Source organism: Microbacterium sp. NPDC055521 (assembly GCF_053619695.1).
Map to the genome: position 1 here is coordinate 67,473 of NZ_JBSHJX010000005.1, position 24,576 is coordinate 92,048.

15 protein-coding genes are annotated in these 24,576 nt (G+C 67.9%); 8 read left to right on the forward strand and 7 right to left on the reverse strand.

Features of this window, described 5'->3' with window-relative positions:
• Positions 1-155 precede the first annotated feature (155 nt).
• Positions 156-518, reverse strand: coding sequence for a hypothetical protein (locus ACWGSM_RS06960; RefSeq protein ID WP_452322196.1), 363 nt, complete (start codon positions 516-518; stop codon positions 156-158).
• A gap of 42 nt (positions 519-560) precedes the next feature.
• On the opposite strand from ACWGSM_RS06960, the gene ACWGSM_RS06965 reads away from it, so the two are divergent.
• From ACWGSM_RS06965 to ACWGSM_RS06975, 3 genes are all read left to right on the forward strand, one after another.
• Positions 561-1,103 carry a putative colanic acid biosynthesis acetyltransferase gene (locus tag ACWGSM_RS06965; protein ID WP_452322197.1) on the forward strand — a complete coding sequence of 181 codons (543 nt, stop codon included), beginning with the start codon at positions 561-563 and terminating at the stop codon, positions 1,101-1,103.
• Positions 1,100-2,215 (forward strand): glycosyltransferase, encoded by a 1,116-nt coding sequence (locus tag ACWGSM_RS06970; protein ID WP_452322198.1) that lies wholly within the window; start codon positions 1,100-1,102, stop codon positions 2,213-2,215. Before ACWGSM_RS06965 ends, ACWGSM_RS06970 begins: the two co-directional genes overlap by 4 nt.
• 112 nt (positions 2,216-2,327) lie before the next feature.
• Positions 2,328-4,304: an endo-1,3-alpha-glucanase family glycosylhydrolase gene (locus tag ACWGSM_RS06975; protein WP_452322199.1), complete on the forward strand. Its 1,977-nt coding sequence runs from the start codon at positions 2,328-2,330 to the stop codon at positions 4,302-4,304.
• 27 nt (positions 4,305-4,331) lie between these two features.
• Here the strand turns inward: ACWGSM_RS06975 and ACWGSM_RS06980 are convergent, their stop codons facing one another.
• The gene (locus ACWGSM_RS06980; protein ID WP_452322200.1) at positions 4,332-4,931 is read right to left on the reverse strand and encodes an arsenate reductase/protein-tyrosine-phosphatase family protein; all 600 of its coding nucleotides are present in this window, start codon (positions 4,929-4,931) and stop codon (positions 4,332-4,334) included.
• The gene (locus tag ACWGSM_RS06985; RefSeq protein WP_452322201.1) at positions 4,931-6,499 is read right to left on the reverse strand and encodes a polysaccharide biosynthesis tyrosine autokinase; all 1,569 of its coding nucleotides are present in this window, start codon (positions 6,497-6,499) and stop codon (positions 4,931-4,933) included. Before ACWGSM_RS06985 ends, ACWGSM_RS06980 begins: the two co-directional genes overlap by 1 nt.
• A 117-nt stretch (positions 6,500-6,616) precedes the next feature.
• Here ACWGSM_RS06985 and ACWGSM_RS06990 point away from each other — a divergent pair, with 117 nt between their 5' ends.
• The gene (locus ACWGSM_RS06990) at positions 6,617-8,119 is read left to right on the forward strand and encodes a hypothetical protein (RefSeq protein WP_452322202.1); all 1,503 of its coding nucleotides are present in this window, start codon (positions 6,617-6,619) and stop codon (positions 8,117-8,119) included.
• On the opposite strand, the gene ACWGSM_RS06995 is transcribed toward ACWGSM_RS06990, so the two are convergent.
• Genes ACWGSM_RS06995 through ACWGSM_RS07005 form a run of 3 tightly spaced genes read right to left on the reverse strand, consistent with a single transcriptional unit; the run spans position 8,095 to position 12,767 of the window.
• Complete coding sequence (locus ACWGSM_RS06995; protein WP_452322203.1) at positions 8,095-9,072, reverse strand: GDP-L-fucose synthase family protein; 978 nt, start codon at positions 9,070-9,072, stop codon at positions 8,095-8,097. The genes ACWGSM_RS06990 and ACWGSM_RS06995 overlap by 25 nt on opposite strands.
• Positions 9,069-10,100, reverse strand: coding sequence for a GDP-mannose 4,6-dehydratase (gene gmd / locus ACWGSM_RS07000; protein WP_452322204.1), 1,032 nt, complete (start codon positions 10,098-10,100; stop codon positions 9,069-9,071). The genes ACWGSM_RS06995 and gmd overlap by 4 nt, the downstream gene beginning before the upstream one ends.
• Before the next feature lie 24 nt (positions 10,101-10,124).
• Positions 10,125-12,767: an SGNH hydrolase domain-containing protein gene (locus ACWGSM_RS07005; protein ID WP_452322205.1), complete on the reverse strand. Its 2,643-nt coding sequence runs from the start codon at positions 12,765-12,767 to the stop codon at positions 10,125-10,127.
• 213 nt (positions 12,768-12,980) lie between these two features.
• Here ACWGSM_RS07005 and ACWGSM_RS07010 point away from each other — a divergent pair, with 213 nt between their 5' ends.
• On the forward strand, positions 12,981-14,252 hold the full coding sequence (locus tag ACWGSM_RS07010; protein WP_452322206.1) for a lipopolysaccharide biosynthesis protein: 1,272 nt from the start codon (positions 12,981-12,983) through the stop codon (positions 14,250-14,252).
• 3 nt (positions 14,253-14,255) lie between these two features.
• Positions 14,256-14,945: an acyltransferase gene (locus tag ACWGSM_RS07015; protein ID WP_452322207.1), complete on the forward strand. Its 690-nt coding sequence runs from the start codon at positions 14,256-14,258 to the stop codon at positions 14,943-14,945.
• Position 14,946: 1 nt separating this feature from the next.
• Here ACWGSM_RS07015 and ACWGSM_RS07020 read toward each other — a convergent pair whose 3' ends face one another.
• Complete coding sequence (locus tag ACWGSM_RS07020; RefSeq protein WP_452322208.1) at positions 14,947-15,645, reverse strand: CDP-alcohol phosphatidyltransferase family protein; 699 nt, start codon at positions 15,643-15,645, stop codon at positions 14,947-14,949.
• A 251-nt stretch (positions 15,646-15,896) separates the two neighbouring features.
• Between ACWGSM_RS07020 and ACWGSM_RS07025 the strand changes: the two genes are divergently transcribed.
• Entirely contained in the window at positions 15,897-17,147 is a 1,251-nt protein-coding gene (locus tag ACWGSM_RS07025; RefSeq protein WP_452322209.1) for a phenylacetate--CoA ligase family protein, read from the forward strand.
• 221 nt (positions 17,148-17,368) lie between these two features.
• Entirely contained in the window at positions 17,369-24,574 is a 7,206-nt protein-coding gene (locus ACWGSM_RS07030) for a fibronectin type III domain-containing protein (protein ID WP_452322210.1), read from the forward strand.
• Positions 24,575-24,576: the final 2 nt, after the last annotated feature.

Here is a 24,576-nt window from a genome sequence, read left to right on the forward strand (position 1 = left end):
CTCCGCATCTGACGCGAGGCACTGGGGATGCCGGACCGCGCCAGCGACGCATGTGACAGCGTCGCCCTTCGACTCTATCGCTGAAAGCGTCGGATGAGCTCTGGTTCAGCTTGTGGTTCGATTGCGTGCCTGACGGACGTTCGCGGACGACGTTATCATTCGCCGACGATCAGGGTGAAGGACACATCCGGCACGGTCTGGTCGGGATCGCCGAGCAGCACATCCGTCGTTCCGGGCGCCACCGCCTTGATCCGAATCTCGCTCCCGTCGCGCGACGGCTCGTACGCCCCGATACTGCTGTCGAGGATCATCGCGTCGTAGATGACCGCGTCCTCGCCCTGGGTGTCGATGCCGAGGCTTTCGCCATTCTGCAGCTTCACCTTCTGCCCCTGCAATTCGTCGATCGTCTTAACGACGGTGGCCGGCTTCTGCTCGGGAGCAGCCGGTGCGAAGCAGCCGGTGAGGGTGAATGCGAGGATGATCGCCAGTGCTGTCCCCACAGCTCGTGACTTGAACATGGAGCAAGTGTGACAGATGCAGGCCTCCAGTAGTATGCCCGCATGGGGATGCGGAGAAAGCTTGGGGACTTCACCGGTGCCGGCTACGACAAGGGGCGCGGAGTGGGGTGGCAGGCGGCGTGGCAGATGGCCTCGAGTCTGCTCGTGATTCCCTGGTTCGTGCCCCCGCGAGTGCGGGTTGCGGTGCTCAGGGCGTTCGGCGCGCGGATCGGCTCGGGCGTGAACCTGCGGGCAGGAGTGCGCGTGCACTGGCCGTGGAAGCTCGAGATCGGCGATGACTCGTGGATCGGCGAGCGGGTCTGGCTGCTCAACCTCGAGCCGATCCGGATCGGCGCCGACGTATGCGTGTCGCAGGCGGCGTTCCTGTGCACGGGCAGCCACGATCGCCGGTCCCCGTCGTTCGAATTCGACAACGCGCCCATCCATATTCAGGACGGAGCGTGGATCGCCGCGCGCGCGACGATTCTCCGCGGCGTGACCGTAGGTGCGGATGCCGTGGTCGGGGCAACCGCGCTGGTCTCCGCGGACGTCCAGCCGGGTGCGGTCGTGCTCGCCCCGCGTGCCCAGGAATCCTCGTTGCGATGAGGATCCTCGGTGTGGTGACCCTCGTCAGCCCCCACGGTGAGTACGGAGGTCCGCTGCGAGTCGCGGTCAACCAGCTGCGCGAGCTCGCGGAACGCGGGCACGAGGTCGTGCTCGCCGGCAGCCACCGGGGGTATGCCGGCGCCCCGCCGACGCAGCTCGACGGAGTGCCGCTGCGGCTGTATCCGGCGCGCACCTTCCTGCCCGGCGCTGGTTTCGCGGGACTGACCTCGCCAGGGCTTCTTCGGGGCGTGCGATCGAACGTCCGACTCTTCGACGTCGTGCACGTGCACGCGGCTCGAGACCTGGTCACGTTGCCCGCCGCCCGGCTCGCTCAGCGTTCCGGGGTTCGCACGGTGTTGCAGACGCACGGCATGATCGACGAGTCCGACAATCCACTCGCCGTCCCGCTCGACGCGGCTCTCACCCGGCCTGCTCTTCGCTCGGCGTCGGCGGTCACGTACCTCACAGAGAAGGAGCGCCGGTCGCTGGAGGCGGTCGGACGTGGGCGGACGCAGTTGACCCATCTCTCGAACGGTGTGCCGATCGCGGCGCGGGAAGAACCGAGAGAGGGCATCCGTGAGGTGCTCTATCTCGCCCGGCTCGCTCCCCGTAAGAACCCGGTGATGTTCGCCGAGGTGGCGTCCGAGCTCGCGACGGAGTTCCCCGATGTCCGGTTCTGCATCGTAGGTCCGGACGAGGGCGCCGGGGTCGAGGTCGAGCAGGTCATCGCCGCCGCAGGTCTCGGTGACCGCCTGCGCTGGGAGGGCGCGCTCGCTCCTGAGGAGACGCTGGTGCGGATGAGGGATGCCTCGATCTACGTTCTGCCCAGCGTCGACGAGCCCTATCCGATGTCGGTCCTGGAGGCGATGTCGGTCGGGCTTCCGGTGGTCGTGACGAGCTCCTGCGGATTGGCCGAGTTCGTCGCGACGCATCAGGCCGGGATCGTCGTCGAACCGTCGGCACCGGCACTGCGGACGGCCATCGCCACGCTCCTGTCAGACCCGGAATCGGCTCGTGCTGCCGGGGGACGAGGACGGTCGGCAGTGGTCGAGACGAAGAGCATGGCAGCCATCGCTGACCGGCTCGAGGAGCTGTACTCGGAGACGGGATGACGCCTCGATTCGCGCTACTGTGTCCGAAACGTTATCATTGAGGGGCAACTCGGGGGAGGGCGGCCGGTGTGAAAGCACCGGGGTCGAACAGTACCCGGATCCGAAAGGCCCTATGAATACCCCTCCCCTCACCGATCATCGGCGTGCCCGCGCCCGCTTCGGGCGACGTGTCCATGTCGCCATCCTCGCCGCGCTGGCCGTCGCCGTGGGAGTGATTCTTCCCACCACGCCGCTGGGCGGCGCCGCTGCGAACGCAGCAGCCAGCCAGACGACGCTCTCCGCGACCGAAGCCACGTTCACCACCTCGCGCAAGCCCGCGGCCGTCCACGGGGATCTGCCCTACCTCAGCACGAGTTCCACCCAGGACCGCACCTACATCAAGTTCGACGGCGCCGCCCTCAAGGGCAAGAAGATCGTCGGCGCTCAGCTGGTGCTCCGGGTCGCCACGACCCAGGCCACCAAGCCTGGCGTACAGGTCTACAGCGCACCGTCATCGTGGAGCGAGAACACACTCACCGACGCGAACAAGCTCGCCGACAGCACCGTGCGCCTGAACACCACCGCTCCCCAGGTGCGCGCCGGGCAAGCTGTCACGATCCCGCTGCAGAATCTCAGCACCCTGTCGACGTCGGGCGCCTTCGCGCTTCGCGTGCAGTACTCGCAGGCTGCCGTCGGCACCACGTTCGTCGGCGCCGGAGCCAACGCCCCCAAGCTGATCCTGAGCCTCGAGGATAGCGATACCGCCGCTGTGCCGTCGCAGCCGGTCGCCCCGCCGGCCGCGTCGACGAGTGACAAGAAGGTGCTCGCGGTGTACTTCCCGCCGTTCCCGCTGTCGCTGGACAACAAGCCGACGGAATCGGACTACTACACCCGCAACTACCTGCCGGTCGCCGGCGAGGGCGGCATGCACGCCGCGTACGGCGGTCTCCTTCGTGACCGACCCATCCCGGTCGGACAGTCGGCGTCGCCCACCTGGCAGCTCGACAACCTGCGCACCGAGATCCAGCAGGCCAAGACCGCCGGCATCGACGGCTTCTTCGTGAACATCATGGGCGTCTCGGGACTCAACTGGACCACCACGGTGAATCTGTTCGCCGCGGGTGAGAAAGAGAACTTCAAGATCATTCCGATGATCGACGGCACGACGAGCATCTCGCGGCTGACGCCGGCCGAGGTCGCCGCAGCACTGGCGCCCCTCTTCAAGAGCGCCGCGGCTCTCAAGGAGGGCACCGAGTACCTGCTCTCGTCGTTCAAGGCCGAGGGCCCGGGAGCGGAGTGGTTCCAGCAGATCGTCTCGCTGCTCGAGATCAAGTACGGCGTTCCGATCACCTTCCAGGCGGCGTTCCTGAACGCCAGCGAAGCCAACATGAAGGCGTTCGCGCCGTTCTCGGACAGCTTCGGCAACTGGGGCGAGCGCAACCCCCGCGTGATCAACCAGCTTCCCGACTACGACGCGCAGGCCGAGAAGCTCGGCAAGGACTGGATGGAGCCGGTCGCCCCGCAGGACATGCGTCCGCGGCTGGGTGCCTACGCCGAGGCCGACAACACGGCGGCACTGCGCGCAGGATGGGCGAAGGCCATCCGTGACGATGTCGAGTACGTGCAGATGGTGACCTGGAACGACTACAGCGAGTCCACGCAGTTCGCTCCGTCCGCCGCGCACGGCAGCGCCTACCTGCAGATCAACCGGTACTACGCCGACTGGTTCCACACGGGCGTTGCTCCGAAGATCACTAAGGATCAGCTGTTTCTGACCCACCGCAAGCAGTTCGCGAACGCGACGACGACGGTGAAGCACACGCCGATCCGGCCGACGCTGAGCGGCAGCCAGAACGACGTGCGCGATGAGGTCGAGGCGCTGGTCTTCCTCACCGCCCCCGCAACGGTGCAGATCACCGTGGGCGGGTCGACCTCGACCTTCGACGCACCGGCTGGTGTGTCGTCGTTCACAGCTCCGCTGAAGCTCGGCGCCGTGCAGGCGAAGGTGATTCGCGGTGGAACAACGGTGAAGACCGCTGACTCGCCGTTCACCGTGGTTAGCACGCCGAACGTGCAGGACCTGCAGTACTACGCCGTCACCGGCAAGTGATCACCCCGCTCGTCTGGTCGTCCGAGCTCAGGCTCGGACGACCAGACGAGCGGCGATGGGAATCAGCAGCACGTCGATGCGATCCGCAACGCGTCGATACGTGCGGCGCGATCGCCGCCACGGATCGTCGAGGTCGTCATCGTCGGCGCGCCGAGCAGACCCGCGGCCCCGCGTCGCGAGGGCCGCGGACACCAGAGCATCGACTGCGGTTCGACCTGGCGTAGGGTCTGCCTCTTCGATCTGCGGGGCATCCACGCTCAGCAGGCGTGAGAGCTGAGCGAGCGTGAAGGTTCGCTCGGCCAGCTCGTTGCCGCCGTACCTGACCACCTGACTGCGGTGCTCGCGCGTGGCGGTGACCACTGCACCGGCACCCTGCAGCGCCGCACTCGTCACGCTCGTCGCTCGAAAGCCCGAGGCGTCGACTCCGCTCGCGCCCAGCCGCTCGACCAGCGGATCCGCCATCGGGTACCCCTGCAGCGCACGCGTGCCGGCGGAGGCGAGAGGCACGTCGCTGACCTTCGCTGTCGCGAGCATCTCCCGCAGCCGGAACTCCATGTACGGAGAGCGGCACACATTCCCTGTGCAGACGAACAGGATGCCTGGCGGATCGGCGTCGACCTGCGACACTACGCCGGGTTCTCGCTCGCGTTCGCAACTCCTGACGTGCGCTCACCGAGCACTCGTCGTGGTCTGCGCACCGCGCGCTTCGGCTCGGGCGAATGCTCGGGCTCGGCGGCGCGCTGAGGAATGTCCGACGATGGCCGGTCCTCAACCGGAACCTCGTCGCGGGCCGGCTCACTCGTCGGTGAGCTTGCGGCTGGCGCCTGCGAAACCCGCGCGGTCTTCGCCTTCTGAGACGGCATGTGACTGTATCCATAGCGGTCGGCGCGGGGAACGCTGGCGAAGTTCACGACGATGCCCTCGACTCTGACGCCGATGGTCGACAGCCGGCTGACCGCGCGGGCCAGCTCGCGTGCCCGCACGCGTCGAGCTCCGACGACGAGCACGGCGCCGCCCAGCTGACGAGTCAGCGCTGCGGCATCCGACACCGCCGTCAGCGGCGGAGTGTCGATGATGGTGACGTCGAACCGTCGGCGGATCTGCTCGAAGATGTCGATCCCGCGAGCCGATTCGATCAGCTCGCTCGGGTTCGGCGGGGTGTCGCCGGCCAGCAGCACCTGCAGTCCGTCCGACCCCCAGCTCTGGAAGGCATCATCGAGGGAGATGTCATCGGCGAGCACGCCCGCCAGGCCGGCCCCTGGCGTCATGTCAAGCGCATCGGCGAGGGTGGGGCGGCGGAGATCGGATTCCACGAGAGCGACCCGCAACCCGGATGCCGCGAGTGCGGCCGCCATGTTCGCCGTCGTGGTGCTCTTGCCCTCGCCGGGTATCGACGAGGTGACCACGAACACCTTGTGATCGGTGTCGGGCTGCAGATAGCGAAGATTGGTGCGCAGCTGGCGGTACTCCTCCGCACGCCTCGACCAGCCGCCCTCGGGGACGGGAACCGGTTCTCTCGCGGCCGCCTTGTCGAAGGCGATGGTGCCGATGACAGCAGCACCGGCCACGGCGGCTGCTTCGTCGGCCGAGTGCACGCGGGCGCCCACTGCGGCGCGGATGGCCACGACGATCGCGCCGAGCACGAGCCCGCTCAGCAAGCCGAGCAGAAGCATCAGGGGCACATTGGGTGAAGACGCTCCGGCAGGCGCGGTCGCGCGCTCGATGATCTGCATCCGCACCGTCGACTCGCCTACGACCTCGGGCGTGAGCCGCGGTACGACGGCCGTCAGCTCCGTCGCGACAGCGTTCGCGATGTCGGCAGCAGCGTCAGCCGTACGAGCAGTTCCGGCGATGGTGATCATCGTCGAGTTCAGCGGCACCGTGGTGCTCACCTGTGAGCGCAGCTGCGCCACCGACGAATCGAGGTCCAGGTCGTCGATGACCGCCTGCAGCACGATCTCCCGGGTCGCGACCGCGCTGAAGTTGCGCGCCTGCTGCTGTGAGAAGTTCGTGGCTGCTGCCACGTCGCTCGTGCTGCTGCCGCCGGAGACCTGCACGAAGACGTCGGCCTGCGCGGTGTACTCCCGGGGAGACGTGATCGCGAGTGCTGCCCCGAGCAGGATGCCGAGCTGCGCGCAGATGAGCACCGCCACCCAGTGGTAGCGAATCAGCTTCGCCAGACTGTTGGTCTCCATGACCCTCCCCTGCTCGCGGAGAGGTTCCCACTACCCAGCTGTCGCCCTGCCCCGGATATCATGATAACCACACAGCAGGCGTCTTTCCGCGGCGGCGCGGTTTGGGGAGATTCACATATGGGTGACGCCGGCACGCGAGCGCACGGTTCCGCGGACTCGGATTCGCGAGCGACCACGCCGCGTCGCGACCTGCGCCCGGAGATCCGCTGGGTGCTGGTCGTCGCGTCCGTCGCCGTGCTGTCGATCGCCGTGCCCGCGGCTCTGCTCGTGTACGTCCCGGCGACTCCACGCAGCGATGCGTGGATCCTCACGCTGGTCGTCACCGTCTGGGCGGGGTTGCGCGTCTCGCTCATCTGGGTGAGCGGCGTCCCGCGACTGTTCGACTACTTCCTGTGGGTGTTCACGTACATCTTCATGGGCATCGCGCCGACCGCGCAGATCCTGTCCGGCTTGACGTCGACCACGACCCCGGGCGTCGACCCGGGAATGGATCTGCCGACGGCCTTCGTCGTCGCGCTGGGACTGGGATGCTACGAGCTCGGCCGCTTCGCCTGGATCCTCCGAGAGGAGCATCGGGCTCGGCGGCGGCCGGTGAGCGTCGTGCTCGTGCATCCTGTGCGCACGATCGCCGTCGCCGCGGCAGGGGTGCTCATCGGGATGTACTTCGTCTCACGCGTGGGGTTCGCCGGCTCCCTGGGAAGCCGCGAGGGGGCGCAGGCGGCGCGCACAGCGGCGTGGCCGGACCCCGCGATGCGGGCCATCTTCTACGCGGGTGCGGTCTATCCGCTGCTGGTGGCCACCGGCGCGCTCGCGCAGCTGGTCCGCACGCGATCGAGTCATGTGAACCGTCGATGGGCTTTGGGCGGCGCGATCGCCGCAGGCCTGGTGCTGCTGCTCATCGTCAACCCGGTGGCCAGCGCCCGCTACACGTTCGGCACGGTCGCGTTCGCGCTCGCCGTGTTCCTGGGCGCGGTCGCCACGCCGTTCCGCGCCCGCATCACGATGCTCGGCGGCATCGTCGGCTTCCTCGCCGTCTTCCCGATCGCCGATGCCTTCCGTCGAGAGGACAGCGTCGTCACCCGCGCGGGCTTCTTCGAGGAGTACCTGTCGAACCCCGACTACGACGCGTTCTGGCAGGTCGCGAACGCCCTGTCGTACACCATCGACGGGCTCGTGGTTCCCCTTCGCCAAGCCCTCGGCAGCGCGCTCTTCTTCGTGCCGCGGGCCATCTGGCCCGACAAGCCGACCGACACCGGCATCCTGCTCGCCGAGTACCGCGGCTACTCGTTCGACAACCTGTCCGCACCCATGTGGGCGGAGGCGCTGGTCAACGGCGGAGTGATAGCCGTCGTGATCGTCTTCCTCGCGCTGGGCGCCGCCCTCCGCGCCATGGACACCCGGATGGTACCCGCCTTCGCGACCGGCGGAGTCTGGGCCATCGCCGGAGCGATCCTGCCGGTGTACATGACCATCCTGCTTCGCGGATCGCTGCTGCAGGCGACCGGTGCGCTGATGATCACGATCGTCGCTGTCGCCGTCGTCGCAGGTCGTGACGCCACATCATCCTCTTCGGAGGAAACCGACCCGCAGCCGGATCATTCGCGCAGCTCGGCCCTGTGATCCCGATACCAGGCGACCGTCCGCTCGAGTCCCTCCGCGAGATCGATGCTCGCTTTCCAGCCGGTCTCCGACAGCCGTGACACATCCAGCAGCTTCTGCGGTGTGCCGTCCGGCTTGCTCGTGTCCCATTCCGTCTGCCCGGTGAACCCGACCACGTCGGCGACAGTCCGGGCAATGTCCCGGATGGTGGAATCGACTCCCGTGCCGACGTTGACCTGCTCCGGACCGTCGTAGTGCTCGAGCAGGTGCAGCACCGCATCCGCCATGTCATCGGAGTGCAGGAACTCGCGGCGCGGCGAGCCGCTGCCCCAGTTCGTGACCACCTCCGCGCCGGCATCCCTCGCTTCGTCGTACCGCCGGATCAGCGCGGGCAGAACATGCGATCCGGTTCGTGAGAAGTTGTCGCCCGGGCCGTAGAGGTTGGTCGGCATCGCCGAGATCCATGGCAGACCGTACTGCCGGCGCACCGCCTGCACATGGAGAATGCCGGCGATCTTCGCGATCGCATAGGCGTCGTTCGTGGGCTCCAGGTGCCCCGTCAGCAGCGACTCCTCCCTGATCGGCTGGGCGGCGTGCTTCGGATAGATGCAGGATGACCCCAGGAACACGACCCGTTCGACATCGTGGGCCAGCGCAGCGTCGAGCACGTTGGTCTGGATGCGCACATTGTCGCTGAGGAAATCGACCGGGAAGGTGCTGTTGGCCAGGATCCCGCCGACCTTCGCCGCGGCCAGCACGAGATAGCGCGGACGCTTCTCGGCCATGTACGCGAACACCGCATCGCGATCCTTCAGATCCAGCTCGCTCGACGTCGCGCCGAAGACCCGGGTGAACCCGCCCTTCCGCAGCCGTCGCCGCACCGCCGAGCCGACCAAACCGCGGTGACCGGCGACGTAGAACGGCGCATCGCGATCCAGCGATCCCGCGGCGTACGTGGTGCTCTCCGTGCTCACACCAGCTCCCAGGACGGAACGGCGACGCTGTCGATCCAGGGTCGGCCCTCGCAGGTGAGGGCCTCGACGTCGGCGTCGACCATGATGCGCGCGAGGGCTGGCGCATCGACGGTCGGCGTCCATCCAAGCCGATCCTGCGCCTTCGACGAGTCGCCGATGAGGGCGTCGACCTCGGTCGGCCTCAGATAGCGCTCATCGAACTTCACGTACTCCTGCCAGTCGAGGCCGACATGCCCGAACGAGGCCTCGAGGAAGTCCTTGATGGTGTAGCCGCGTCCGGTCGCGAGCACATAGTCGGTCGGTTCGTCGACCTGCAGCATCCGCCACATGCCCTCGACGTACTCGGGAGCGTAGCCCCAGTCTCGGATGGATTCGAGATTCCCCAGGTAGAGGTCGTTCTGCAGACCGGCCTGGATGCGAGCGACGGCCCGGGTGATCTTCCTGGTGACGAAGGTCTCGCCCCGTCGCGGGGATTCGTGGTTGAAGAGGATGCCGTTCACCGCGAAGAGACCGTACGCCTCGCGATAGTTCTTGGTGATCCAGTAGCTGTACAGCTTCGCCGCCGCGTACGGCGAGCGCGGGTAGAACGGCGTGTTCTCGTCCTGCGGCGGAGGAGTGGCGCCGTACAGCTCCGACGACGACGCCTGATAGAAGCGCGTCTTGACGCCCGACAGCCGAACCGCTTCGAGCATGCGGATCGTGCCGGTGCCGGTCGTGTCGGCGGTGTGCTCCGGCTCGTCGAACGAGACGCGCACGTGCGACTGCGCGCCGAGGTTGTAGACCTCGTCGGGGTCGATCTCGGCGAGCAGCGTGACCAGGCGCACCCCGTCGCTGAGGTCGCCGTAGTGCAGGAACAGGCGTGCTTCCGGGTCGTGCGGGTCGACGTAGAGATGATCGATCCGCGACGTGTTGAAGGTCGAAGCGCGGCGGATGATGCCGTGCACCTCGTAGCCCTTCGACAGCAGCAGCTCGGCGAGGTACGACCCATCTTGGCCGGTGATTCCCGTGATGAGGGCGCGTCTGGTCAATGCAACTCCTTTGTCGTACGAACACTATTGCGCAGAAAGACTCTGCAGCAGAAGAGGGCTGACGGCGCGGGCTGCGGCGTCGGTGAGATGGTTGCCGTCGGCGAACGTGGCGATCGCTCCCACGAAGGCCGGGCAGCTTCCGGTCGAGCAGAACCACGGATCGGTGCGTACGAAGACCGCGCCGGGCGCGTCGGCTCCCGCGACGGCGTCCTCGCCCACCTTGGTCCACTCCGAGTAGGTGCGCGGCATCGTCCGCACGCAGTCCGCGGGCGTGCTCGCGGGGGTCTTGCAGTCGACGAGATTCTCCCCTGGAGGCGGCGACGCGAGCACGACGACTCGCGCTCCCTTCTCGGAGAGCCGGCCGATGAGAGCGGTGAGCGCGCTCTTGTACTCCCGCAGCTCGGCGACCGTGTCGTCGCCCGGCATCCGGGTGGGCGTATCCCAGGTGTCGACGATGACGACTGTCTTCGGCTTGTGCGCGTCGATCCACTCCTCGGCCCAGACTCGGTGCGCATCGCATTCCGGGTAGGGCGACGAGCCCTGTGAGGTCCGCACCTGCACGGTCACCGCTGCGGCTGGGCACTGCTGCAGAGTCAGCGACTGGATCCGCCGGTCGGGGAACGCGCCGCGCAGTGTCGGCATGTAGCTGATGGCGTGCGAGTCGCCCAGCAGAGCGACGCCTTCAGCGGCGTTCGCGTCGCCGTAGCCGCACTCGTCGACATTGCGATCATCGACATCGAGGCAGTGATCCTTGACCCATTCCGGCACGCGCGCGTCATCTCCCAGCTCATCCACGGCAGGTGTGAGTTCGGGCCACTTCTTCGCCCGCAGCGCCTCGCGCACCTGGTCCTGCCTGGCAGCGGCGGTGGTGATCGCAGCCACGTCGGTCGGCGGGGTCTGCCCGGTCGCCGCTGCCAGTTCGGGGATCAGGATCGACGCGAGCTGCGCATACCCGGCGGCGTTCGGATGCACGCCGTCGGCCGAGATGAGATCTGCGTGCCCCACGAAGGGCTGGCCTGTGTCGATGTACGTCACGCCCGCGTCATCCGCAGCCTTCGCCACGGCCGCGGACTTGGCCGTGAAACCTTCGCTCGGTGTGTCGTCGTCGGCCCAGGGTGAGAGGGCGATGATCTCGGCATCCGGATGCTTCGTGCGCAGCGCGGTGAACAGTTCGAGCGCAGCCGCGCCGATGGCATCGTTCGCGTCGTTGCGTCCGCCTGCCACGACGATGATGTCGGGTTTGCCCGAGATGCTGGTCGACTGCTCGAGATACGCACCGCAGTGCTCTTTGCCGCATCCCTCCATGCCCGCCTCCGTGGCGTAGCCGGTGCCGCCCGCAGCCAGGTTCTCGGCCTTCCAGCCGAGCGCCGCCGCGACGGTCGTCGGCCAGTCCGGCCCTTCGCTGCCGATGCCGGCTGTGTATGAGTCGCCGATGAACACCACCTCGGGCGGACTCACTCGAGCGTCGGTGCGGGGGGCCAGCGCCCATGCCGTCATGCCGGCCGTGACGACCGACGTCAGGGCGAGTGCGACGATCTTCGGGATCGGCCCGTGGCGGAGCCAGCCGCGCGGCAGCCGTCGAGCGGTTCTCGCATCGGGGTCGAGCCATGTGGACCGCCGGATCGGATCCTCGATCAGATGGAACGAGGCGATGGAGAGGGCGCCGATGAGTGCGAGGGCGATCGCCTGGTTGGTCAGAGTGTCCAGCGGCAGATACACCGCGAGCAGCACGATGATCGGCCAGTGCCAGAGGTAGAGAGAGTACGAGATGTCGCCGATGTAGGTCGACACCCGATTCGTGAGCGGCCAGAGATAGCGGGCCTCACCGCCCGTGCCGGCGATGATGACGAGTGCCGTGGAGAGCACCGGGAGGGCGGCCCAGGGTGCCGGAAACGCGCTCGCGCTCGTGACGACGACCAGCGAGACGCCGATGCCGACCAGCCCTGCCCACGCGAGCAGCGGCCGAATGTACGCGGGAATGCGCACGAAGAGGCGGGAGAAGACGGCGACCGCCGCGCCGATGCCCAGCTCCCACGCACGCGACAGGGTCGAGAAGTAGGCCCAGGTCGGAGCATTGACCGTCTCCCACATCGACCACGCGAACGAGACGACGACGACGAGAAGGATGGCCATGCGGATGCCGAATGCCGAGCGTGACGCCGCGTCGCCGCGCATCCGACCGGTGAGCCAGAAGATCAGCAGCATCAGCCAGGGCCAGACGAAGTAGTACTGCTCTTCGACCGACAGCGACCAGTAGTGCTGCAGCGGCGACACCGCGACGTCGGGTTGGAAGTAGTCGGTGCCGTCTGCGGCGAAGTGCCAGTTGGCGGAGAAGAGCGATGCCCACACTCCGTCCCAGAAGGCGCCGGTCGCCCGCACCCGGCTGAGCAGGGCGAAAGAGGCGATCACGGTCAGGACGACGACCAGCGTGGCCGCCGGGAGGATGCGCTTGATGCGGCGCCGGTAGAAGCCCCAGAACGAGATCGTGCCGGTCTTCTCCTGCTCGCGCAGCAGCAGGCCCGTGATCAGGAAGCCCGAGATGACGAAGAAGATGTCGACTCCGACGAACCCGCCCGCGGGCCAATGCAGCAGATGATCGGCGATGACGGCGAGCACGGCGACCATCCGCAGCCCCTGGACGTCGGCGCGGAAGACCGCTTTGCGCACGCGAAGCGTACGCGATCGCGGAGCCATCGCTCCCATGGCAACTCCCGTTCCCCAGCACGGGCGCCGAAGGTCATCCCCACGATGACGGCGCTCGCCTTCCCATTGTGATCATAGGGGAATCGATGCGAGCCGCAAGAGACGTGCTTCTCTCGCGGGTAGACAACCGGCTACGGTGAGTGTCACAGTCGCACGGGAGCGGCGAAAGGGGATGCGGTGACGGGGACCTCTGCGCGCTCGCGCCCTTCCGGGGCCACCGCCGCCCTCCGTGGCGGCGGCCGCCTGGTCGGATTCGGGCTGTCGGTCGCGCTGCTCGCTGCGTCGTCGCTGCTGCTGATCCCGGCGATGGTCGACGCGGGAGGCCAGCGGGCGTGGGGGGCGATCGCGGTCGGGCAGTCCATCGGTGCGGTTGCGGCAGTGGTCATCTACTTCGGGTGGGGCCACACCGGCCCCGCCACGATCGCGCGAACCGACGCCGAGAGCGGCCGCAGAGAGTTCTCCGACTCGCTGCGGACACGCCTGGCGCTGTTCGCTCCCGTCGCGCTGCTCTGCAGCGGCCTCGCCGCGCTCGTCTCGCCGTCGGAGCCCCTTCTCGCCGCAGTGGGATGCTTGTCGGCGGCATCCGTCGGCTTCACCGCCGACTGGTACTTCGTCGGCAGCCGCAGGCCGTTCGCGTTTCTCGCGCTCGAGACGGCACCCCGGGTGGTGGGCAGTCTCGTCGGCATCGGGCTTCTGATGAACGGCGCCCCGGTGATCGTCGGGCCCGTGAGCATGCTGGGCGGGATGCTCGTCGGATTCGCTGCGACGTCGTGGTGGGTGCTGCGGCGTCGCCCGGCCGCGGTCGGACCCGCCCGCTCGGTGCGGGAGGTGATCATCGCGCAGCGACACGGCGTCGGCTCCGGAGCAGGCACAGCGGCCTACGGGGCGCTGCCGCTGGTGCTCATCTCGCTGGTCACGCCGGGGATCCAGCCGTCCTACGCTCTGGTCGACAAGCTGCAGCGCCAGCTCAGCGTCGCGCTGGGACCGATCGTGTCGGTCGTGCAGGGATACGTTCCGCGTCCGGATCCCGCCGTGACGATACGGCGGTCCCGTCACGCACTGCTGGTGGGTGCCGGCTTCAGCGTGCTGCTCGCTGCGGGTGTGCTGGTCGCGGCTCCCTGGCTGCTGAGCTGGCTGGGAGCCGGCCAGCTCCAGCCCCCGTACGCGGTGATGGTGCTCATGGCTCTGTTCGTCGGGCTGAACGTGTGGGAGTCGATCCTCGCGCGGGCGGTGCTCGCGAGCTTCGATCGTCTGGATGCCGTCGCACGGGGCACAGTGATCAGTGCCGCGGTCGGACTGCCGCTGGTGATCGTTGGCGCCCTCGCCTTCGGGCTCGTCGGCGCGTTCAGCGGCGTTCTCCTCGGGCTCGCCGCACGAGCAGCATATGAGCTGGTGGTCGCTGTCAAGCACGCGCGACGTGCTCTGCATCCGTCTGAAGAGAAGGGCTGAACGATGAGAGATCTGATGCTGCTGGTTATCTGGCTGCTGCCGGCATCCCGCACGAAGAACCGCCTGCTCACGCTGTGCGGTCACCGGATATCCCGCGAGGCATCGGCGAGGTCGAACCTGGTCTGGAAGGTGCGATCGTTCGAGATGGCCCCGCACGCCAGGATCAACCGCTGGAACCTCATCAAGGGAATGAAAACGGTTCGACTCGCGCCGTACGCGACCATCGGTCGGAACAACATCATCAGCGCCCACGCCTCGTACGGCCAGCTTCCCGGCGGAGCCGGACTCGAGCTGGGCCCGCACTCCTACGTGACCAGCAGGCACAGCATCGACTGCTCGGGCTCACTCACCCTCGGTGCGTTCTCGGCGCTCGCCGGGTTCGGCTCGCAGGTGCTCACGCACAGCATCGACCTGACCCGAGACGCGCAGACGGCATACCCGGTGGTCATCGGCGAGCGCTCCTTCGTCGGGGCGCGGTGCCTTCTGCTCGGCGGCTCGAGCCTCCCGTCGCGGTCAGTGCTGGCCGCAGGGTCGGTGCTCACTGACGCAGCGCGCTCCGAGCAGGGCTTGTGGGCCGGCGTGCCGGCGCGGTTCAAGACCGAGGTCGACGGGCAGTGGTTCGACCGCACAGTGGGAGAGACGCTCGATCTCTACATCCCCGAGCACGACCGCACGGTGGCATCCGGAATATGACTCAGGCGGCAGCAACCGACAGGCCGCGGAACCACTTCACGCACAGCGCCGCCGCGATGAGCGCGGTCGCGATGAACAGCGCCGCATACACCAAGAGGAAGACGGGCTGGATGCCCCACAGCACGAATGCGAGCGCCAGGACGCCGTAGTCGGCCGGCAGCAGCATCATCGCCCGCACGGTCGACGGCTGCGCTGTGGTGTCCCGGCCACCTCGGCGAAGAAGGGGGAACAACGTCAGGGCGGCGAAGAAGACCACCGAGACGAACTGGTACGCGAGCGCGACGGCGCACCATGCGGGGTCCACCCCGTCTCGCCAGAGCGCGATCAGCACGGCGCCGTGCACGGCGACCATCTTTCCGGCATCGACGACATGATCCAGCCATTCCCCGGCAGGCGAGTTGGTGCCGGTGAGCCTGGCGACTTGCCCGTCGGCGGAGTCGAGCGCGAACCCCAGCACGAGAAGCACGGCCACGCCGACACCCGTCGCCGCCGACGCGGGGGCGACGATCAGCAGCACCAGACCGGCGGCGGTGACCACTGCCGAGAGGGCTGTGACCCCGTTCGGTCCGATGCCCGTACTCGCTGCCATGGCCGCGAACACCCGGCCCAGAGGGCGGTTCAGCCAGCGGGAGTACAGCGATATGCCCCTGCTCGACTTCTGCGCCTGCCGAAGTGAGCGCAACGCCTCTGTGAACCTCATCTGGCTCCCTCTGTGCATGCCGACGCCGGAGCGATCGAGTCGACATCGCCGGACCGGGCTCTTGTGCCCGGTGGTATTGAGAGTTCACTCTAGGGGGCGAGAACTGAATCAGCGACGTCGACCATGGCTCGCACGACGGTTCCGCACTCGGCATGACGTACTGGGGAGTTGCGATGTCACTGAAGCGATCGGTGTTCGACCTGAAAGCGGCCACCATTCTGAGAAGCAGTCGGGATGAGTTCCGAAAGATCGTGGGGAACGAGAGACTCGATCCCGACGCGCTGCAGCGGATGCAGGCGCGTCGAGCCATAGATCACGCGCGCTTCGCGATGGAGAACTCGCCCTTCTACCGGCAGCGCTACACCGATGCGGGGTTCACGGTGAAGGACCTGACCGACCCCGACGCCTTCGCGCAGCTGCCGGTCGTCGAGAAATCCGATGTGCGAGAGAACACCGAGCTCTTCAAGACGACCGAGGCGAACGAGCAGAACGCACGACCGGCCGGCACGGGCGGAAGCACCAGCGCCCCGCTCAAGCTGTTCCACGACCGCCGCTACCCCGTTCGCGTGCTCGAATGGCGCCTCTTCCGGTGGTGGGGTGTGCACCCGTCAGACAACGTCGCGACCGTCTACCGTCAGTTCTGGTCGGAGAAGGACGCTCAGCGTCACACCCTCAAGTGGTGGCCCTCGCGGCGTTTCCAGCTCGACACCGCGCGCATGGACGAGGCGAGCATCGACGAGTTCATCGCGAGATGGAGGTCCGACAGGCCCGCCGTGCTCACAGGCTACGTCGGTGGCATCGTCGAGCTGTCGCGGATGATCGAATCGCGCGGCATCCGACTGGAGCCGCCCAAGGCCATCGGCGTGACCGCCGCACCGATGAGCATCGAGCAGCGCACCGAAGTGGAGGCGGTGTTCGGCGCTCCGGTCTACGACCATTACCGCTGCGGTGAGATCCCGTGGATGGCCGGGGAATGCTCGGCGCACGACGGCATGCACACCTTCGCCGACCTGCGGAAGGTCGAAGTGCTCGACGACCAGGATCGCGCCGTCGTTCCTGGCGTCGTGGGGCAGACAGTGATCACCGACATGACGAATCGGGTGTTCCCGTTGATCCGGTACCGCTTGGGCGACCGTGCCACGACCATCGAGGGGGTCTGCCGCTGCGGCGTGACGCTGCCGCGGATCAGCTCGGTCTCCGGGCGGGTCACCGATGCGACCCGCCTGCCCGACGGGCAGGTGATAGCGGGCGACTTCCTCACGGAGATCTTCGTGAACCACCCGCAGGCAGTGCGCCAGTTCCAGGTGCACCAGCAGACGGACTACTCGATCACGCTGCGATGCATCCCTGGCGTTTCGCCGACCTCACGGGCGGAGATGGACGCGGTCGTGCGTCAGCTGCGCGAGATCGTGAAGGACGCCGTGCCGGTGCGTCTGGAGGTCGTCGACGAGATTCCCCACGACGGCGGGAAGATCAGATACATCAAGAGCGACGTCGTCTGACGGAAATTCGCGAACACTGGCTCTGGCGGCGGGCTTGAGCCGTGGTGTATGTTTCGTGTGAGTCTAACGACGAGGTGCTTTTGGGGAGCACCGCCCCGTTCTACGCGGGTCAACTGGGGACACGCCGTCAGCGGCGACTGAGCACTACTGGGGAACTTGTGCGCGCACGCATTGTGACGTCCGCTCTGGCGGCGATGGCAGTTGTAGTCGGAATGATCGTCATGGCACCGCCGCCACCGGCCGCAGCGTTGTCGGACGGTGTCGACTTCAGCGCGGAGGATCTCTCCACCTGGCAGACGAACGGCACCGTCTGGGGCATCGACTCCGCGAAGGGCAAGGTCGTCGCGGGCGGCACGTTCTCTCAGGTCCGGCCGCCGGCCGGGCAGTCGGGGACCACGCTGACGCAGAACGCGCTGGTGATCCTCGACGGTGAGACCGGACGGCCGGATCAGTGCCAGTTCAGCGTCGCACTGACGGGAGGCACGCCCACAGTCCGGGCGGTGCAGACGAGCGATGACGGCAACGTCGTGTACATCGGCGGCAACTTCTCCAACGTCGGAGGGGTGAACGTCGCGCGGATCGCGGCCCTGAACATCGTCAACTGCACCGTTCTGCCGTTCCGGGCTCCGCTGCCCGGATCGACGGTCACCGCACTGGACATCCACCAGAACACTTTGTACGCGGGGGGACTGTTCACCAGCGTCGGATCGATGACGCGACGCGGTTTCGCGGCGTTCAACGCGACGAGCGGCGCTCTGCTCGACTGGACCGCGAACGCGGTTCGCACCCGTACCAACCTTCCCCCGGAGGTGGGCCAGGCGCGAGCCGTGCTCGCTTCGCCTGACGGGTCGAAGGTCGTCGTGGGCGGCGACATGTTCGAGATCAACGGGGTGTACTCGCACTCGATCGCGATGGTCACCGGGGCCACCGGCGCGAACGGCGCCGGCGGTGACGTCATCCGCACCTATCCTGCGGGGTTCATCCCCGACACCTCAGTGACGAAGACCATCGTCGACGGCGCAGATGGACGGTTCTACATCGGCAACGAGGGCACCGGCGGTGGAGTGTTCGACGGCAAGGCGGCGTTCTCGTGGGACACCGGTGACCAGATCTGGCGTGACAACTGCCTGGGCGCCGTGCAGGACCTGCTCGTGCGGGGCGGGACGATTTACTCGGCCAGCCACCATCACGACTGCGCCAGCATCGACGCGTTCCCTGATGGCATCCGCCGCTACTTCAACGCGCAGAAGACCGACACGATGGAGTTCCTCGGCTGGATGCCCCTCGGCAACGACGGCATCGGCGAGGGAATCGGTCCTCGTGGGCTGACCGTCGTCACGGGCAGGACCACGGGCAAGGAGTACATGTGGTCAGGTGGCGAGTTCACCCGGATCAACGGTCACGAGCAGCAGGGCCTGACCCGCTTCGGTCCGGACGACACGGGTGCCCCGCCGGTGCCTGTGATCGCGGCCAGTGCGACCAGCGACGGCACCATCCAGGTGAATTTCCGCACCGTCGTCGACCCTGACGATGACCACCTCACGTACAGTGTGTACCGCACCGGCACCACCGCCCCGATCTGGCAGGGGAAGGCGAAGTCGCTCTGGTGGGAGCGCCCGCAGGTCACCTTCGTCGATTCGAACGTGACGCCGGGCGTCAACTACACCTATCGGGTCACCGCTTCGGACGGCACCAACACGTCGATCCTGTCCGCGGCGAGCAGCGCGCGCGCCGTCGGTCTCAGCAATGACTACGAGCGAGCGGTTCGAGCGCTGTCGCCCGCAGCCGCCTGGTCGGGGGCAGCGCTGGCCGGATGGGTCATCGACTCGTCCTCGCGCACGTCGCAGGGGGATCGCGTCAACGGACTGCTCATGGACGGCGCCGCTCAGGCGACCGGCGAGAGCGCCGTGCCGACCAACACCACTGCCTTCACCTTCGATGGGACGAATGACTACATCCGCTCGGATCAGCTGCGTCCCGGCCCGTCGACGTATACCGTCTCGGCGTGGATCAAGACGACCACGACGCGCGGCGGGAAGATCCTCGGCTTCGGCAACGGCCAGCCGAACACAGGCACTAACGCGTCGCGGCTGAGCGGCAGCTACGACCGTCACCTGTACATGGCGAACGACGGGCGCGTGCTGTTCGGCGTGTACAACGGCGGCGCCACGACGCTGACCTCGCCGTCCGCCCTCAACGACGGGGAATGGCACTACCTCGTCGGCACGCAGGGGTCCACCGGAATGCGGCTCTACGTCGACGGCGTGCCCGTCGGATCGAACGGCGTGACCGCCGCGCAGAGTTACACCGGCGTGTGGCGGGTCGGCGGTGACCAGCTGAGCGGGTGGCCGAACCGGCCGGCGAGCAACTTCTTCGCGGGTCTCATCGATGAGGTCTCGGTGTACCCGACGGCCGTCGGACGACTGGACGTGGCCAAGCTGTACCAGGCGTCCGGTCGCTCGACCGCGACGAACAGCATCCCGGCCGATCAGTACGGCGCGGCCGTGTTCAACGAGGACCCCGAGTTCTACTGGCGCTTCAACGATGCGAACGGCCCTGCGCAGGACTCGTCGCTGTTCGGGCTGCGTCCCGGCGCGTACAACTCGGGCGCCGAACGCGGTGCTCCCGGAGTGCTCCCCGGCAACACGAGCGTTCGCACCTCGGGCAACCCCGACGGAACCGTCGCGACCGCCGACCAGCTGTCGCCCAGCGCCGTCTTCACCGCCGAGACGTGGTTCAAGACGACCACGACGTCGGGTGGCAAGATCTTCGGATTCGAGAACACGCAGACCGGCAACGGCGGCAACTACGACAAGCACCTCTACATGACGAACAACGGCCGTCTGGTCTGGGGATCCTGGATCGGATCCGCTGCCGTCGTCACGAGCCCCGACTCCTACAACGACGGCGTATGGCATCACGTCGCCACCGTGATAGACGGGTTCGGCAGGAAGCTCTTCGTCGACGGCGAGCAGGTGGCGCAGAGCAACGTGGCGGGAGCCGAGAACGGCAACGGCTACTGGCGCGTCGGCGGAGGGAACATCGGCGGCTGGCCCGACCAGCCTTCCAGCAGCTACTTCAACGGCTCGATCGACGAGTTCGCGGTCTACGCGCAGTCGATGCCCGCCGCGACGGTCGCCTCGCACTATCAGCTGGGTGTCGCAGATGCGGCAGCCCCGTCCGCACCCGCGAACCTGCAGGCCGCCAACAGCGAGGGTGGTGTCACACTCACCTGGGATGCTGCGGAAAGCGGGTTCGGTGTGCAGGAGTACCGCGTCTACCGCAGCGCCGAGGCGGACTTCGCGGTGTCGGAGCAGACGCTCGTCGGCACCACCCAGGAGCTGACGTTCGCAGACGCATCCGTCGAGCCAGGAGTCGCGTACTACCGGGTCGTGGCGGTCGGCCCCGACGGGAAGGCGGGGGAGCCGACCGTGGCGGTCGAGTTCGATGTGACCGACACGACGGCGCCGAGCACGCCGGATGACCTCGTCGCGGTGGTCGAGCAGGCATCCGTCAGTCTGTCCTGGACCGCGTCGACCGACGACGTGGGCGTCTCGGAGTACTTCGTGCACCGCGGCACCACGGCAGACTTCGCGCCTTCGGTCGCGAATCGGATCGCATCGGTCACCGCGACGGGGTACGTCGACGAGAACCTTCCGGCTTCGACCGCGTACTACCGCGTGGTCGCAGTGGATGCGATGGGCAATACCAGCGATCCGTCGCAGTCGGCGGAGGCGGTGGTGCCCGATGTCAACGCGCCGAGCACACCGACCGGCCTGACCGCGGTGACCGGTGGCGACCCTGAGATTCAACTCAGCTGGACCGCTTCCACGGATGATGTGGCCGTCGCCGGCTACGACGTCTACCGGGGGTCGAGCGCCGATTTCGCCGTCACCGAGGACGCTCGCGTCGCCCGAGTGACGACGACCTCGTACACCGACACGGATCTGGGTCCGGGCACCTGGTACTACCGTGTCGTCGCGGTCGACTCCGGCGGCAACAGCAGCCCGGCATCAGCGGTGGCATCGTCGTCGATCGCCGATGTCACGGCGCCATCCGCGCCGACCGGTCTCAGCGGTTCCACGTCGGGCGACGACGTCACGCTGAGCTGGACTGCAGCCACCGATGACCTCGCCGTCGCAGGCTACGAGATCCACCGCGGATCTTCGTCGGACTTCGAGCCGACGGAGGGCACCCGGATCGGTGAGAGCACGACCACGTCGTACACCGACGTGGACCGACCGGCGGGCATCGCGCACTACCGCGTGATCGCAGTCGACGCGGCCGGCAATGCCGGCGAACCATCGCAGTCCGCGCAGGTCGTGGTGTCGGACGCCACGGCGCCGAGCACGCCCACTGCGATGGCGGTTCTCGAGGGTGACGCGGTGAGCGTCTCGTGGACGGCTGCGACCGACGACGTGGGCGTGACCGGCTATCAGGTGCACCGCGGACAGACGGCGGACTTCGCCGTCTCGGCGGCGACGAAGATCGCGGATGCCACGTCGAGCCCGTACGTCGACGAGAGCGTGACGGCCGGAACCTGGTACTACCGGGTGGTCGCGGTGGACGCGGCGGGCAACGTCGGAGCCGGCTCGGCTTCGGCGGAGGTCCTCGTGCCCGACAACTCGGCGCCGGGCACGCCGAGCGGGCTCTCGGCAGCTGTGTCCGGTGAGAACGTGCAGTTGAGCTGGACGGCGTCGTCGGACGACGTCGGCGTCGTCGGCTACCAGGTGCACCGCAGCGACACGGGCGGGTTCACGCCATCGGGTGCGACGCTGATCTCGACCTCGACCGAGGCGAGCTTCACCGACGTGGCCGTCGAGCCGGGCGCCTGGTACTACCGGGTCGTCGCCGTCGACGCCGCAGGCAACGCCAGCGCCGCATCCGGTGAAGCCGTGGTGGAGGTGCTCGATGTCGACACCACCGCGCCCTCCACGCCGGCCGACCTCGCGGCTGCGGTCGACGGGTCGGACGTGACGCTCACCTGGAGCGCCGCGACGGACGACGTCGGCGTGACCGGCTACCAGGTGCACCGCGGTGCGACGGCTGATTTCGAGCCTTCCGCGGCGTCCCTGCTGGCCACCCCGACCGAGGTGACCTACATCGACAGCGGACGCCCTGCGGGGACGTGGTTCTACCGCGTGGCCGCCGTCGATGCGGCAGGGAACGTGAGCGCACCGAGCAGCTCGGTCGACGCGGTCATCGCGGATGCGTCGGGACCGACCGTCCCGACCGGCGTGGCTGCGAGCGTCGAGGGATCGACAGCGACGGTGTCGTGGACGGCGTCCAGCGATGACGTCGCGGTCACCGGCTACCGCGTGTTCCGTGGAACCACCGCCGACTTCGAGGTCTCGGCCGAGCTGATGGTCGGTGAGGTCACCGGTCCCACGGCGACCGAGGGATCGCTGCCTGCTGGCACCTGGTTCTACAGGGTCGTCGCAGTCGACGGAGCCGGAAACGTCAGCATGCCGTCCGCGGCTGCGAGCGTGACGGTCGATGACGCATCGGCTCCCACTGCGGTGACCGGGGTCGTCGCGCAGCCCACTGCGTCCGGTGTCGCCGTCAGCTGGCAGGCCGCCAGCGACGATGTCGGAGTGACGGGCTACCAGGTGTTCCGTGGAACGGCCGAGGACTTCACGCCCTCCGTTCAGAACCGCGTCGCCCAGGTGACCGAGACCTCGTACCTCGACGCTCCTCCGAGCGGCACCTGGTTCTACCGGGTGGCTGCCGTGGACGGCGCCGGCAACGTCGGTCCGGCATCCGCAGCGGCGCAGGTCAGCGTGGTTGATGAGGTGGCGCCGTCGGTGCCGTCGGGTGTGGGTGCGTCGGTTGCGGGGTCGAGTGTGGTGGTGTCGTGGTCGGCGTCGACGGATGACGTCGGTGTGGTCGGCTATCAGGTGCATCGGGGTTCGTCGGCTGGGTTCGCGGTGTCGGCTGCGTCGAAGGTCGCGGATGTGACGTCGACGTCGTTCACGGATTCTGGTCGGCCGGTGGGCACCTGGTATTACCGGGTGGTCGCGGTGGATGCTGCCGGCAATGCCAGTGCGGCCTCGGCGGTGGTGTCGGGCACGGTGGTCGGCTCGTCGGAGCCGGTGACGGTGACTGTTCCGGTGGTGGATGATGCGATGGTGTTCGGGGTGCTGCCGAACTCGAACTACGGTTCTGACACGCAGCTGTCCTCTCGTGGTGGTGGCTCGTCGCCGATCCAGTCGTTCCTGTCGGTCGATCTGCCGGCTGCGCCGGCGGGGATGGTGCTGACGGGTGCGGAGCTGCGGCTGCGGACCTCAACGGATCCGACGGCGACGTCGGCGGATATGCACGTGGTGCATCTGATGTCGGGTGCGTGGACGGAGTCGGGTGTGACGTGGAACAACCGTCCCACCACGGAGGGTGCGGTGCTGGGTTCGCTCGGTGCGGCTCCTGCGACGAACACCGCGTACCAGGCGTCGTTGTCGGCGGGTGCTCTGGCCGGTGCGCTGGGCACGCAGCAGACGCTGCGGCTCTCGAGCACCGGGGCGGACAACATCCGCCTGTGGTCCTCCGAGGCCAGCAACACCGCCTACCGACCCACCCTCGTCCTCACCTTCACGGCAGGATCCGGTCCCGACCCCGATGAGGTGGCGCCGTCGGTGCCGTCGGGTGTGGGTGCGTCGGTTGCGGGGTCGAGTGTGGTGGTGTCGTGGTCGGCGTCGACGGATGACGTCGGTGTGGTCGGCTATCAGGTGCATCGGGGTTCGTCGGCTGGGTTCGCGGTGTCGGCTGCGTCGAAGGTCGCGGATGTGACGTCGACGTCGTTCACGGATTCTGGTCGGCCGGTGGGCACCTGGTATTACCGGGTGGTCGCGGTGGATGCTGCCGGCAATGCCAGTGCGGCCTCGGCGGTGGTGTCGGGCACGGTGGTCGGCTCGTCGGAGCCGGTGACGGTGACTGTTCCGGTGGTGGATGATGCGATGGTGTTCGGGGTGCTGCCGAACTCGAACTACGGTTCTGACACGCAGCTGTCCTCTCGTGGTGGTGGCTCGTCGCCGATCCAGTCGTTCCTGTCGGTCGATCTGCCGGCTGCGCCGGCGGGGATGGTGCTGACGGGTGCGGAGCTGCGGCTGCGGACCTCAACGGATCCGACGGCGACGTCGGCGGATATGCACGTGGTGCATCTGATGTCGGGTGCGTGGACGGAGTCGGGTGTGACGTGGAACAACCGTCCCACCACGGAGGGTGCGGTGCTGGGTTCGCTCGGTGCGGCTCCTGCGACGAACACCGCGTACCAGGCGTCGTTGTCGGCGGGTGCTCTGGCCGGTGCGCTGGGCACGCAGCAGACGCTGCGGCTCTCGAGCACCGGGGCGGACAACATCCGCCTGTGGTCCTCCGAGGCCAGCAACACCGCCTACCGACCCACCCTCGTCCTCACCTTCACCCCCGCGCCGTAGGA

Coding starts and splice junctions, on each gene's coding strand:
- ACWGSM_RS06970 (WP_452322198.1), top strand. CDS start 1,100: ATGAGGATCCTCGGTGTGGTGACCCTCGTCAGCCCCCACGGTGAGTAC.
- ACWGSM_RS07030 (WP_452322210.1), top strand. CDS start 17,369: ATGGCACCGCCGCCACCGGCCGCAGCGTTGTCGGACGGTGTCGACTTC.
- ACWGSM_RS06975 (WP_452322199.1), top strand. CDS start 2,328: ATGAATACCCCTCCCCTCACCGATCATCGGCGTGCCCGCGCCCGCTTC.
- ACWGSM_RS07020 (WP_452322208.1), bottom strand. CDS start 15,645: ATGAGGTTCACAGAGGCGTTGCGCTCACTTCGGCAGGCGCAGAAGTCG.
- ACWGSM_RS07015 (WP_452322207.1), top strand. CDS start 14,256: ATGAGAGATCTGATGCTGCTGGTTATCTGGCTGCTGCCGGCATCCCGC.
- ACWGSM_RS06960 (WP_452322196.1), bottom strand. CDS start 518: ATGTTCAAGTCACGAGCTGTGGGGACAGCACTGGCGATCATCCTCGCA.
- ACWGSM_RS06990 (WP_452322202.1), top strand. CDS start 6,617: ATGGGTGACGCCGGCACGCGAGCGCACGGTTCCGCGGACTCGGATTCG.
- ACWGSM_RS06965 (WP_452322197.1), top strand. CDS start 561: ATGGGGATGCGGAGAAAGCTTGGGGACTTCACCGGTGCCGGCTACGAC.
- ACWGSM_RS06985 (WP_452322201.1), bottom strand. CDS start 6,499: ATGGAGACCAACAGTCTGGCGAAGCTGATTCGCTACCACTGGGTGGCG.